The sequence below is a fragment of the Kitasatospora sp. NPDC003701 genome (assembly GCF_053587085.1).
Window position 1 is genome coordinate 280387 of the sequence record NZ_JBSFNM010000004.1, and the last position, 12579, is coordinate 292965.

Here is a 12579-nt window from a genome sequence, read left to right on the forward strand (position 1 = left end):
ACCGGTCTGCATAATCTTCGCCGAATAAGTAGACCGGTCTGCATATTTTTGGTCGATGCCAGGATGGGGCGAGTGGCTGGATGGGGCGAGCGTCAGGGCGAGTGCTGGGTAGGGCGAGTGCCTCGACAGGGCGAGTGCGGTAAGCGGTGAGCCCAGGGGGATTCGGTAGACCGGTCGGTGTATTTCCGTGGCCTCCGATGAACGTAGGCGCGAGCAGAGGCTATTCAGTAGACCGGTCGGTATAATTTCGGGCGGTCAGTGCGGTGCGGCCGAAGCGGGCCCCGGTGCGGGGTGGGGCGGAGCGCGGGTTGCGCCCGTGATGTCAGGACGGGTCGGGGTGGCCGGTCACTTCTTCTTCGCGCCGAGCAGGTGCCGGACGGCGTGCCGGGCGTCCTCCAGCGGGCGTCGGTCGCGCCGTACCCGGGCGAGCAGCACCGCGCCCTCCAGCAGTGCGAGCGCCTGCCCCGAGGCGGTCTCCGCCTCGGCGGGGCCGAAGCCGTCGGCGACCAGCCGTTCGGTCAGGACGAGCTGCCAGCTCCCGTACACCTCGGCGCAGACGCGGCGCAGCGCCTCGTTGCCGCCCGCCACCTCCAGGCCGACGGTCGCGATGGGGCAGCCCTTGGTGTAACCGGACTCCTCCAGGCGGGCGATGAAGACCTCGACGAGCCGGTCGACGAGTGCCGTCGCGTCCGAGGTGCGGCCGGCGGGCGCCCGGAGGAGTTCCTCGACCTCCTGCCCGGCCTGGATGAGGGCGGCGGCGACCAGTTGGTCCTTGCCCTCGGGGAAGTGGAAGTAGAGCGAACCGCGCGGTGCGCCGCTCTCCGCCACGATCTGGTTGAGGCCCGTGCCGAAGTAGCCCTGCGCCTCGATCAGGTTGCGCGTGCCGGCGATCAGCCGGGCGCGGGTCTCTTCACCCTTGACTCCCATGCGGAAACAATAGACCGGTCTGTATATTCCTGTCGACCCTGGCTTCGGGCACCTGACGCGCCTTCGACCGGCCCGAGCAACGTCGGCCCCGGTCCGAGTGCCTGCGGTGTCGGCCCGAGCAACGTCGGCCCCGGTCCGGTGCCTGCGGTGTCGGTCCGAGCAACGTCCGCCCCGGCCTGAGCGCCTGCGGTGTCGGCGTGAAAACCACTCGGCGGCGTCGTCGTCCGGCCCTTACAGTTCCGACGATGGAGATATGGACGGAGCATCCTGCCAGGACCGACGTCGAAGCGGTCATTCGCCGCTACTTCGGCCTCCTTCGGGCCGGGAGGTTCCCTGAGGCCGAGCAGGTCGTCGAGCACTCATCGGTCCGGCACGTGCTCAAGGCTCTGTGGACCGGCTCGGTCGGGGCGAACGCGGATGAGGACGAGGACGAGGCGAGTTCCAGCCGTGCCGCCGACGAGTGGGAGCGGGACCTGTCCTGGCTCGGCGAACTCGATCTCGCGGACTTCGCCTGGGGCCAGACCGGCGGCAATGCCTACGTCAAGGTCACCTACCGCGCGCAGATCATCGAGGTGGCACTGGGTTTCTGGGTCAAGCCCACCGACGCCGGCTGGGTCGTCGCGGGACCGTCCACCCTCTGGTAGTGCGCGAAGGAGCATTGGCATTCCCCAGGCCGGCCCCGCGGCCTGCAACGTCGGGGTGGAGTACGGTCAATGGTCACGGGCGATTGACAGAGCCGTGGCCTCCGGTTCGGGCACCGCCCCTAGCGTGTCGGACATGACACAGAGTCACCACCTACGCGCCGCCCGCCCGGACACCGCCGCCCGCCCGGACGCCCCTCACCCCGCCGCCGCCGCTCGCCGGCGGGGCCGCCGCGTCGCCCGTCGCCGTCCGGCCGTCGGCCGCCCGACGGGGCGCCCCGCCGGCCTGCTCGCGGCCGTGGTCGCCACCGCGCTCGGCCTCACCACCGTCGCGCTGACCGCGCCCGCCGCCGTCTCCGCCCCGACGGCCGCCCGGACAGCCGCGCCCGCTCCCACCGCGCCCGCCCCCGCCGCGGCCGGCACGCCCACCGCGCCCGCGCCCGCGCCGGGCGAGGTCGTCGTCTCCGAGACCTTCACCGGTGCCGGCCTCCCGGCCGGTTGGCACGCCGTCGAAGGCGACTGGAAGGTGGAGAACGGCCGGCTGGTCGGCGTCTCCGCCAACTCCGGCCAGCAGAGCCGGATCACCTTCGGCCGCCACCTCGACGACTTCCGCTTCGAGGCCACGGCCCGCTTCGAGACCGCCCAGGACGCCGCCCGCTGGACGGCGCTCGGCCTGGACGTCCCGGCGAGCGGCTCGACCCCGTGGTCCATCGCCACCATGCGCACCGGCACCACCGCCGCCAACGGCCTGGAGTTCGCCCGGCGCACCACCGGCAACGCGTGGAACGTCACCAACACCGCCGCCGCCCCGGCCGCGGCCGGCACCGGCCGCGACGTGCGGATCGCCGTCGAGGTGCACGGCGCCGGCGCCCGCTGGATCTTCGAGGGCAAGGAGGTGATGCGCACCACCCAGGTCGCCCGCAGCGCGGACGGCGGCCAGGCGCTGGTGGTGAACGGTGCGAAGGTGTCGTTCGACGACGTGAAGGTCACCGCCCTCGCTCCGGGGGCCTGGATCCGCCCGGCCGGTGCGCCGCTGACCGTGTTCGCCCACCGCGGCGCCTCCTCCGCGGCTCCGGAGAACACCCTGGTCTCCGACGAGATCGCCCGCCGCGGCGGTGCCGAGTGGATCGAGAACGACGTCCAGCCGAGCGAGGACGGCGTCCCCTACGTCCTGCACGACGACACCGTCGACCGCACGACCGACGGAACCGGCCGGATCCGTGACCTGACGGCCGCACAGCTCGACGCGTTGGACGCGGGCTCCTGGTTCGGTCCGGCCTACGCGGGCGCGCACGTGCCGACCCTCGCGGCCCAGCTGGACGACCTCCGCACTCGCGGCGGCGGGCTGCTGCTGGAGATCAAGGGCAGGCACAGCCGCGACGAGGTGGCCCGGATCGTCAAGGAGATCCGCGACCACGGCATGGCCGACCGCGTCTTCGTCCAGAGCTTCGAGGTGGACGCCCTGCGCCTCACCCGGGAGCTGGCGCCCGAACTGCCGCTCGGCCTGCTCCGCAGCGAGCTGGACGCCGACCCGGTGGCGATCTCCGGGGAGCTCGGCCTGGCCGCCTACAACCCGGCCGACGCGGCGCTGTCGACCCGGCCCGGCGTGGTCAAGGAGCTGCACGCGGCCGGGGTGGCGGTCAACGTCTGGACGGTGGACGCGGCGGCCCGGTGGAAGGCCCTGGAGGCCGCCGGGGTGGACGGCATCATCACCAACCGCCCGGCGGAGCTGTCCGGTTGGAACTCCGCCTGGCTGCAGGGCGGTGGCAGCGTGGCGCCGCCGGCCGCGCCGCAGGTGGCGATCACCTCCCCGACCGCCGGCAGCGCGCTGGACCGCGCCCAGCGGCAGGCCGTCGCGGTGCAGTCGAGCGGGGCGGAGACGGTGAGGCTGACCCTGGACGGCCGGGAGCTGGCGCCGGGCGCCGCGCTCGACGCCACCGGGCTCGCGCTCGGCGGCCACACCCTGCGCGCCGAGGCGACCGGTCCGGGCGGCCGGGCCGAGGCGGTCACCGACTTCACCGTGACCGCGACGCCCACCGGGCTGGCCTCGCTGATCCTCACCTCCGGCGCGGACCGCAACGCGCTGGCGACCCTGACCGTGATGCTCGGTCAGGGCCAGTACGGGCCGCTCGCAAGCTGGGCCGAGAACCAGGCCGGCCGGTCCGTCCCCGCCGACCGCGCGCAGCTGATCGCCGCCGACGCCACGGCCCTCGGCCAGGGCTGAGCCGCAACCGGCACGGACTACCACCGGGGCAGGCGGTCCCGGCGGGTCACCGCGGTGCGGCGCGGTGTCCCGGAAAGGTGTGGCCGGTCCGGGCGACGGGGGCCGGCCCGCCCGGAACCGGCGGCCCCCGCGGCCCGCGGTGGTCTGCGAGAGTGCGGGTATGAAACTTCGCTGCGCCGTACTCGACGACTACCAGGGTGTCGCGACGAGCATCGTCGACTGGTCACCGGTGACCGACCGGGTGGAGCTGACCGCCTTCCCCGCGCACTTCGACTCGGAGGACGAACTGGTCGACGCCGTCGCCGGCTTCGACATCATCGTGACCCTGCGCGAGCGGGTGGCCTTCCCGGCCGCGCTGTTCGCCCGGCTGCCCCGGCTGCGACTGCTGGTCGCCTCCGGGATGCGCAACACGGTGATCGACTACGCGGCCGCCCGCGCCCACGGGGTGACGGTCTGCGGCACGGCGAGCTCCGCCACGCCGCCGGTGGAGCTGACCTGGGCGCTGCTGCTCGGTCTCGCCCGGGGCGTCGTCGCCGAGAACAACGCGCTGCGCACGGGCGGTCCGTGGCAGTCCACCCTCGGCGCCGACCTGGCCGGCCGGCGGCTCGGGCTGCTGGGCCTGGGGAAGATCGGTGGCCTGGTGGCCCGGGTGGGCCTGGCGTTCGGCATGGACGTGGTCGCCTGGAGCCCGAACCTGACGGAGGAACGGGCCGCGGCGGTCGGCGTCCGGCGTGCCGCCTCCAAGGAGGAACTGCTGCGCGGGAGCGACTTCGTCTCCGTGCACCTGGTGCTGGGCGACCGCAGCCGCGGCCTGCTCGGCAAGGCGGAGTTCGCGCTGATGAAGCCGCAGGCGTACCTGGTGAACACCTCGCGGGCGGCGATCGTCGACCAGGAGGCGCTGCTCGCGGCGCTGACCGAGGGCCGGATCGCGGGTGCGGGGGTGGACGTCTTCGACGTCGAACCGCTGCCCGCCGACCACCCGTTGCGCACCGCGCCCCGGCTGCTGGCGACGCCGCACCTCGGCTATGTCTCGGGCGACACCTACCGCACGTACTACGGGCAGGCGGTGGAGGACATCGACGCGTTCCTGGCCGGCTCCCCGGTCCGCGTCCTGGGCTGACCGGCCGCCACCGCGTCGGCCGAGCGGCTGACCGGCTGATCACCGCCCCGGCTGATCACCACCCCGGCCGAGCACGCGCAGACGGCCCGCCGCCCGGGTGACCACCCCGGGCGGCGGGCCGCTTGCGCTACGGCCGCTGCTGCTGCCGCCGCTGCTGCCGCGCGCGGGTCGTCAGCCGACCGAGACGGCGCTCCAGGCGGCCGCGACGGCCTTGTACTCGGTGCTGGTGGCGCCGTACAGGTCCTTCGCCGCGTTCAGGGACGCCGTGCGGGCGCCCTTGTAGTTGGTGGTGGACGTCATGTAGACGGTCAGCGCGCGGTACCAGATCTTGGCGACCTTCTGGTTGCCGATGCCGGTCACCGTGGAGCCGTTGCAGGTGGGGCTGTTGTAGGTATAGCCGTTGATGGTCTTGCTGCCGCTGCCCTCGCTGGCCAGGTAGAACCAGTGGTTGCCGACGCCCGAGGAGTTGTGCACGTCGAGCTGCCCGACCTTGCTGGTCCAGCAGTCGGCGGACCCGCCGTCCAGCGAGGGCTTGTCCATCCGGCGCAGCCACGGCGGGGTGGACTGGTCGCTGAACAGGTAGTCGGGGGTGTCCACCTTGTTGTTGGCGTACCACTCGACCATGGTGCCGAAGATGTCGCTGGTGGCCTCGTTGAGGCCGCCGGACTCGCCGCTGTACCGGAGGTTGGCGGTGGCGCTGGTGACGCCGTGGGTCATCTCGTGGCCCATGGTGTCGAGGTCGACCTGCTCGGGGTCGGTGGTGCCGTCGCCGTCACCGGTCATCATGCAGAAGCAGCTGTCGGACCACTGGGCGTTGTCCCACTTGGTGCCGACGTGGACGAAGACGGTGGCGCCCTTGCCGTCGTTCTTGATGCCGTTGCGGCCGAAGGTGTTCTTGTAGTAGTCGAACGTCCAGGCGGTGTTGGCGTGGGCGTCGACGGCGGCGGTGGCGCGGTCGCCGGAGAACTTCCGCCCGTCGCCCCAGACGTTGTCCGTGTCGGTGAAGAGCGTCCCCGAGTTCGCGTTGAGCGAGTTCGCCGAGACGTTGCGGGCGTCCTTGGTGATGTGCTTGCGCACCGGGTCGATCAGCGCGTACCCGCCGGACTGCGCGGTGGTGTCGATGGTGATGTCGCCGGTGTACTCGGAGTGGCCGGTGCCGCTGGCCTGGTGCTCGGCGTCGTAGGCCTCGATCTGCTCGCCGGTGGAGGCGTCGGTGACGACGACCTTCCCGGCGGGCTGGCCGTGCTCGCCGACGCCGGCGACGGTGGTCTTCCAGGCGAGCCGGGGCGTGCCGTCGGCGGCCCAGACCACCAGCTCGGGCGAGCTGGTCGCGGAGCCGATGCCCGGAGCGGCCTGGAGCGCGCGGCTCGCGGTGGCCTGCGCCGGGACCTTCGGGACGATGGACGCCACCGCGGCGTCGTGGGCCGCCGCGCGGGAGGAGTCCTTGAGCCGGCCGCGCGCGTCCTGGTGCACCACCAGGTCGCCGCCGACGACGGGCAGCCCCTGGTAGGTGCGGTCGAAGCGGACGTGCTGGGTGCCGTCGGCGTCGATGACGACGTCCTTGACCTGAAGGTCCTGGCCGTCGCCGAAGCCGAACACCCCGGCGTTGTGGGTGACGTTGGCCCTGGCCAGGGCTATCGCCGCGGCCCGGTCGGTGGGGGCGGCGGATGCCGTGCCGGCCTGGAAGGTGACGGCGACGAGGGCGGCGGTGACCGCGAGGGCTCCGGCCGCGAGGTGGCGGCGGTGAGAGGAGGTGGGGCTCACTCTGACTCCAGTCGGGGTAGCTGCAGGGAAAGAGCTGGATCAGAGATTGACGGTGAACTGCCAAGCTCGGCTAGACATCTGATCAGATCTTGACCAATCTGTGTCCTGTAATGATCAAATGTGATCGGCTGCGAACGAGCATCGGGGGAGCCCGCCATGACGATCCGGTACAGCTGGCGCGGTGCCTTCGGCAACGACGAACTCGCCGCCCTGCACGCCGAGGGCTTCGGCGAGCCCGTCGAACCGATCGACTGGCGCGGTCGGCTGGAGCGGCACAGCCTCGGCTGGGTCTGCGCCCGCCCGGAGGTCGGCGGCTCCCTGGCGGGCTTCGTCAACGTCGCCTGGGACGGCGGCGCCCACGCCTTCCTGCTGGACACCGTCGTCGCCCGCGCCGCCCGGCACGGCGGCATCGGAGCCGGGCTGGTCGCCACCGCCGCCGAGGCCGCCCGCGCCGCCGGCTGCGCCTGGCTGCACGCCGACTTCGAGGAACACCTGCGCCCCTTCTACCTCGACGCCTGCGGCCTCCGCCCCACCGACGCCGGCCTCCTCCGACTCTGACCTCCGCGCCTCCGCCGCCCTCTGCCGCCCTCCGCCGTCCGACGCTGCCCTCGCCCCCCGGCCCCCCGCCGACACCCGGGCCTTCGAGGACCTTGCCACCGACCCCTTGCCCCGACCCCCTGCGGCCGGCCCCCGCCGGGCCGTACGCTCGCGGGATGGACGGATGGCTGGGGGCCTGGACGGGCGGACGGCGGGCGGTGCACCTCGGCAATGTCGCCGACTTCAACGAGCAGTTCTTCGCGCCCGGGATGGACGCCGCCCAGCGGGCCCGGCGCCTGCGGCAGGCACACCACTACGCCGGCATGGCGAGCTGCTACAGCCCCGAGCCGGCGCTGGTGGTCCTGCCGGGCGAGGTCGAGCCGGCCTGGATCGACTGGCTCGCCAGGGAGTTGGAGTGGGGGCCGGTCGAGCTGTACAGCGGGATCGCGCCGCAGGAGACGCTCGCGCGGGCTCTCGCCGGGCGGCCGGCGCTGGCGGAGCGGATCGCCGCCGCCGGCCTGCCAGTGCTGCCCTGGGGGCGGACGGCAGCCCAGGGCGAGGGGCCCGCACTGGCGGCCGTGCGGCGCTACGAGTCCAAGGCCGCGGCGCACGGGCTGTTCACCGAACTCGCCCCGGCGCACCCCGGGATCGTCGTCCCCCGCCAGGAACAGCCGGGCTCCCCGCGCCGCGCCGCCCGCCGGCTCACCGCCCGCGCGAGTCGCGGTCTGACCACCGTGCTGAAGAGCCCGCACGGCGTCGGCGGCTACGGGACGGTCGTGGTGACCCCGCAGGACCTGTTCGCGGCCAGCGGAGCCCGGGCCCTGCTGCGCCGGCTGGCCCGGGCCGAACTGCTGCCGCCCGGCGGGGAGCTGCTGCTGGAGGAGTACATCGACGGCGGCCGCGCCGACCATCTGCGCGACCTCACCTTCGACGCGGTGATCGGCGACGACGGCCGCGTCCACCCGGTCGGCGCCGGTGAGATGGCGGTGGACGGCACCCGCTACCAGGGGGTCACGGTCGGTCCGGGCGTGGTGCCGCCCGGCGCGGCGGCGACCGCCGAACGGTTCGGCCTCGCGGTGGGCGAGCGCCTCGCCGCCGAGGGCCACCGCGGTTGGTACGACGTCGACTTCGTCACCGACCGGGAGCGCCGGCTCGCCCCCACCGAGATCAACCTGCGGCTCACCGGGCCCGCGATCGCCTTCGTGCTGCAGGCCCGGCTGGACGCGGTCCGCGGCCCCGGCCACCACGTCCGCACCCTGGACGCGCTGCCGCTCGGCGCCAGGATCTCCCAGGAGGCGCTGCACGACCACCTGGACCGGTTGCGCCCGCGCTGCGCGCGCCTCGGCGTCACCGTCCTGCCGCTGGTGCCGACGGCGGGCTACGAGGCGCAGCCCGCCGTCGGCCTGGCGCTCGCCGCACGCGGGGTCGAGGCACTGGACGCCGCCCAGGCGCTGATCGGTGCGGGGAACCACGCGCTGGGCCGGATGTTCGAGGCCCTGCGCTGAGCGGTCCCCTGCCGACGGCGGCCGCGCCGAGCAGGACCGGGAGTCCCAGGAGGCCGAGGGTGCCTCAGTTCCGCTCGGACGGCGGCCGCCAGGCGAGGAAGCGGACCACGACCAGGGCCGCGATCATCAGCGCGATGTTGAAGAGGTAGACCAGGACCGTCTGCCGCGGCCAGTCCGTGGGCGAGCTGGTCCGGTACAGGTTGTCCTGCGGCCACCAGGAGGCCAGCAGCCAGAACACCGACAGGTGGGCGGCGATCGAGAGCCCGGGCGGCCGGCCGTACCTGGCGATCACCGTCGGGCCGGCCACCAGGAAGGCCGCGCCCAGGCCGAACGAGACCCACTCGGCGACGTACAGGATGTTGAACCAGAAGGGGTACGGGTCGGGCACCAGGGAGAGGTCGGTGGAGCCCGGCCAGAAGGAGTCGGTGAGCAGCCAGGCCACGAAGGCGAAGGGCAGGGCGATGAGGGCCCAGCCGCAGCCGGTGAAGCCGGTCTCCCCGGTCTTGACCGCCCGGCCGCCCCCGGCCTTGCCACCCCCGCCCTTGTGACCGCCCGAGCCGGCGGAGCCGCCCGAGCCGCCCACGCCGCCCGAGCCGCCCACGCCGCCCGAGCCGCCCTTTCCCGCCCGGGGGCCGGTGGAGTCGCGCGGCGCCGGCAGCGGCAGGGAGCCGCGGTCGAGCTTGCCGGCCCTGGTCCGGGGGAGCGCGGGCAGCGGCACCACCGCGGTGGGCAGCCCCCCTGCGGGCAGGCGCTTCGTCAGATGGGCGGAGAGCGACCACGCGTCCGCCCCGTCGGCCTCCGGCGCGGTCACCGCGTACCCGACCAGGGCGCGCCGTCCGGGCTCCGGCTCCACCTCGGCGACGGCGGCCTCCCGCACCGCCGGGTGCGAGCGGAGCACGCCCTCGGCGGCGGCGGCCGTGACGACCCGCTCCACCACGGCGGCGGCCCGGGCGGAGTCGACCGGCCCGACCACGGCCTCGGCACGGGCGGTGAACTCCAGCACGCCGTCCGCGCGGATCCGTCCGAGGTCGCCGGTCAGCAGGATCCGGCCGTCCGGGTCGAAGGCCGCGGGCAGGAACCGGCGGGCCGTCTCCCCGGGCCGGTTCAGGTAGCCCCGGCCCAGGCCCGCCCCGGCGACGGCGATCTCGCCGACCGTCCCGCTCGGGGCGGGCTCGCCGTCCGGGCCGAGCACGTGGACCCGGGCGCCGGGGAAGGGTCCGCCGACCAGCGAGACCCGCTCGCTGCCCTCGCCGCCCGTCGCGCCGGCCGCGTCGAAGTACGTGCTGTCCACGGACGCCTCGGCGAGGCCGTACACGTTCAGCACCCGCACGCCCGGGCCGAGCAGCTGCTGGAGGCCCAACTGCTCGTCCAGGTACCACTTCTCGGCGCCGACGGTGAGCAGCCGCACACCGGGCAGCGCCCCGCCGGCCGGTGCCCCGCCACCCGGACCCGCGCCGGGCAGCGCCCCGCCGGACGCCGCGAGGTGCGCCCGGAGCCGGCGCGCCGTGCGGACGTTCAGCTCCAGCACGGTGATGCCCTCGGCGGCCACCAGGGCGGGCAGGTCGGCGATGTCGGCGCTGCGGTCCAGGGTGAGGTTGCGCGGCGCGACCACCAGGGTGGCGCCGGTGCACAGCGCGCGCACCCAGTCCGCGGTGAAGACGTCGAACTCCAGGCTCGCCGTCTGCAGGATCCGGTCGGCGGCGCGGAGCCCGTACACCGCGCGCCAGCCCCGGTGGGCGGCCAGCAGGTTGCGGTGCTCGATCAGCGCGCCCCGGGGCAGGCCGGTCGAGCCGGAGGTGAAGAAGACGCAGGCGAGGTCGTCCGGTCCGGTGACCACCGACGGCGGACCGGACGGCCGCGCCGCGACCGCGTCGGCCGCCGAGTCCACGCAGACCACGGCCCGCCCGCCGGCGTCCGACAGCCGCACCCGGTGGCTCTCCTCGGTGATGACCACGGCCGGATCGGCCTCCGCGAGCACATGGCGCAGCAGCGGGTCGGGCGCCCCCGGCTCCAGCGGTACGTACGCGCCGCCGGCCTTCAGCACCGCGAGCAGGGCGACGAAGACCTCCGTGCCCCGGCCCAGCGCCACCGCCGCCCGGCGGCCCGGCTCCAGCCCGACCGCCGCGAGGTGGCGGGCCAGCCGGTCCGCCCGTGCGTCCAGCTCACCGTAGGTCAGTTCCCGTGCGCCGCAGCGGACGGCGACGGCGTCCGGCGTCTGCCGTGCCTGCTCCTCGAACCGTCCGTGCAGCGTCCCGGCGCGCCCCACCGGTTCCGCGTCCCACCCCATCCGTCCAGCCCCCTTCACATCGTTCTTCGCTCCGATCCTCCCGCCAACTGCCGCCCGGGAACAGGGGCGTGCGGACCGGCCGACCGGTCCGCGCCCCGTCCCCGCCCCCGCGCGCCCCGGGCCGGGGGCGGTCGGGGCCCCGTCCACACCTCGGACACCCCCGGCCGCCGCCCGTTCGACGGTTGTACTCTGCACGCGGACGGCCGGTGCCTGCCCACCCGGTGCGGTGCCGCGCCCGCACCCTGTCCGGCGCCAATCCCACGGAGGCCCGCCCGCCATGAGCACGTCCGATCCGCTGCCCGCCGGCCCGCTGCTGCGCACCCGGGACGTCGACGTCGTCCGGGACGGCCGGCACCTGCTGCGCGGGATCGACCTCACCATCGAGCCCGGTGAGCACTGGGCGCTCCTCGGCCCCAACGGCGCCGGCAAGTCCACCCTGCTGGCGCTGCTCGGCGCGGTCTCCCACCCCACCCGGGGCGAGGTGGACGTCCTGGGCCGCCGGCTCGGCCGGGTCGACATCCGCGAGCTGCGCGCCCACCTCGGGCACGTCAACCCGCGCCACCCGCTGCGCTCGCCGCTCACCGTGCGCGAGGTGGTGCTCACCGGCCTCACCAACACCATCGAACCCGACCTGCACCGCAAGCCGTCCCCCGAGGAGCTCGACCGCTGCGAGGGGCTGATCGAGACCCTCGGCATGACGGCCATGGCCGAGTCGTCCTGGCCCACGCTCTCCCAGGGGGAGCGCGGCCGGGCCCTGATCGCCCGCGCCCTGATGCCCAGCCCGCGGCTGCTGCTGCTCGACGAGCCCGCCACCGGGCTCGACCTGACCGCCCGCGAGCTGCTGCTCGACAGCCTGGACCTGCTGCGCCATCAGCACCCGGAGCTGGCCGGCGTGCTGGTCACGCACCACCTGGAGGAGCTGCCGGAGAGTACGACGCACGCGCTGCTGCTGCGCGACGGCGAGTGCGTCGCGGCCGGCCCGGTGGAGGAGGTGCTGACCACCGAGCTGGTCAGCGCCTGCTTCGGCCACCCGATCCGGATCAGCCGGCACGAGGGTCGCTGGACCGCCCGGGCGGCCGCCCGCCGGACGCCCGGCCGCTGAGGACGGGCCGCCGCCCGCGGCCCGAGCGGGGGGCGGGCGGCAGACCGGGCGGAACGGGCAGGAGGAGTGTCGCGGAAGGGGCGGGCCGGACAGGAGGGCGGGCGGCCGGGCGGGTGGCCGGAATTGGTCGGTGGGCTGACGGCACGCCGCCCGCCCGGCCCGTCCCCACCTGCGGGGATCGGAGTCGGGCCCCGGTGTAGACGGCGAAATCAGATATCCCTAAGGTATGCCTTAGCTAAGTGGGTGGGGGGCACGGGTGGCCCCGGTCCCGTACCCACGCTCAGTCATGCCCTGAACCGTCTGCCTTCCCCGCTGGAGCCCTCATGTCCGCCCGTCGTTCCACCGCAGCCGCGCTGCTCACCCTCGCTGTGGCGACCGCCGCGCTGGCCGGTTGCTCGCAGAAGAAGGACGACAAGGCCTCCGCCGACGCCGTGAAGGTGAACGCCACCGACACCGCCTGCGAGGTCTCCAG

The 12579-nt window shown here is 74.6% G+C and carries 9 protein-coding genes; 6 read left to right on the top strand and 3 right to left on the bottom strand.

What is annotated here, in order from left to right:
* Positions 1 to 345: 345 nt before the first annotated feature.
* Complete coding sequence (locus tag ACWDRR_RS06340) at positions 346 to 927, bottom strand: TetR/AcrR family transcriptional regulator (protein WP_449771025.1); 582 nt, start codon at positions 925 to 927, stop codon at positions 346 to 348.
* Positions 928 to 1172: 245 nt separating this feature from the next.
* Here ACWDRR_RS06340 and ACWDRR_RS06345 point away from each other — a divergent pair, with 245 nt between their 5' ends.
* The 3 genes from ACWDRR_RS06345 (at position 1173) to ACWDRR_RS06355 (ending at position 4912) form a co-directional block, all read left to right on the top strand.
* Positions 1173 to 1571: a hypothetical protein gene (locus ACWDRR_RS06345; protein ID WP_449771026.1), complete on the top strand. Its 399-nt coding sequence runs from the start codon at positions 1173 to 1175 to the stop codon at positions 1569 to 1571.
* A 133-nt stretch (positions 1572 to 1704) separates the two neighbouring features.
* A complete protein-coding gene (locus ACWDRR_RS06350) occupies positions 1705 to 3792 on the top strand; it encodes a glycerophosphodiester phosphodiesterase (protein ID WP_449771027.1) in 2088 nt (695 codons plus the stop codon).
* A 160-nt stretch (positions 3793 to 3952) separates the two neighbouring features.
* The gene (locus tag ACWDRR_RS06355; protein ID WP_449771028.1) at positions 3953 to 4912 is read left to right on the top strand and encodes a D-2-hydroxyacid dehydrogenase family protein; all 960 of its coding nucleotides are present in this window, start codon (positions 3953 to 3955) and stop codon (positions 4910 to 4912) included.
* Between the two features lie 171 nt (positions 4913 to 5083).
* On the opposite strand, the gene ACWDRR_RS06360 is transcribed toward ACWDRR_RS06355, so the two are convergent.
* Positions 5084 to 6676, bottom strand: coding sequence for a M4 family metallopeptidase (locus tag ACWDRR_RS06360; RefSeq protein ID WP_449771029.1), 1593 nt, complete (start codon positions 6674 to 6676; stop codon positions 5084 to 5086).
* Positions 6677 to 6832: 156 nt separating this feature from the next.
* Here ACWDRR_RS06360 and ACWDRR_RS06365 point away from each other — a divergent pair, with 156 nt between their 5' ends.
* Both ACWDRR_RS06365 and ACWDRR_RS06370 read left to right on the top strand, forming a co-directional pair.
* The gene (locus tag ACWDRR_RS06365; protein WP_449771030.1) at positions 6833 to 7234 is read left to right on the top strand and encodes a GNAT family N-acetyltransferase; all 402 of its coding nucleotides are present in this window, start codon (positions 6833 to 6835) and stop codon (positions 7232 to 7234) included.
* Between the two features lie 155 nt (positions 7235 to 7389).
* Positions 7390 to 8718, top strand: a complete 1329-nt coding sequence (locus ACWDRR_RS06370; protein ID WP_449771031.1) for a hypothetical protein — start codon at positions 7390 to 7392, stop codon at positions 8716 to 8718.
* A gap of 64 nt (positions 8719 to 8782) precedes the next feature.
* On the opposite strand, the gene ACWDRR_RS06375 is transcribed toward ACWDRR_RS06370, so the two are convergent.
* Positions 8783 to 11005, bottom strand: a complete 2223-nt coding sequence (locus tag ACWDRR_RS06375) for an amino acid adenylation domain-containing protein (RefSeq protein WP_449771032.1) — start codon at positions 11003 to 11005, stop codon at positions 8783 to 8785.
* Between the two features lie 277 nt (positions 11006 to 11282).
* Between ACWDRR_RS06375 and ACWDRR_RS06380 the strand changes: the two genes are divergently transcribed.
* Entirely contained in the window at positions 11283 to 12107 is an 825-nt protein-coding gene (locus ACWDRR_RS06380; RefSeq protein WP_449771033.1) for an ABC transporter ATP-binding protein, read from the top strand.
* The last annotated feature ends 472 nt before the right edge of the window (positions 12108 to 12579 follow it).